Annotated in this window: 1 protein-coding gene; it reads left to right on the forward strand. The window is 44.3% G+C overall.

Going from position 1 to position 316, the window contains the following annotated elements; translation table 11 throughout:
• Window positions 1-316, forward strand: a 316-nt coding sequence (locus tag AC0SAP_RS10395; protein WP_473384114.1) for an Ig-like domain-containing protein, incomplete at both ends; no start/stop codon positions are given.

Consider the following 316-nt stretch of genomic DNA (forward strand, 5'->3'; position numbering starts at 1 on the left):
AAAAGTCACCGGGAAGGATGTAGATGGTGATGAGTTAACTTATGTGGTTTCTGAACAACCGAAAAATGGTACGGTGACGATTGATGAAAAAACCGGTGAATACACTTATACACCGAAAAAAGATTACAACGGTGATGATGAATTCACGGTAGTCGTATCTGATGGTAATGGCGGTGAAGTGACCGTTACGATTCCTGTAACAGTAACGCCGGTGAATGATGCGCCGGTGGTGGATGATCGTGATCAGACGATTGTTACGAAAGAAGATACGCCGAAGAAAGGCACTATTACGGGTGTCACTGATGTGGATGGTGAT

Source organism: Ignatzschineria sp. PL_is040 (genome assembly GCF_055813795.1).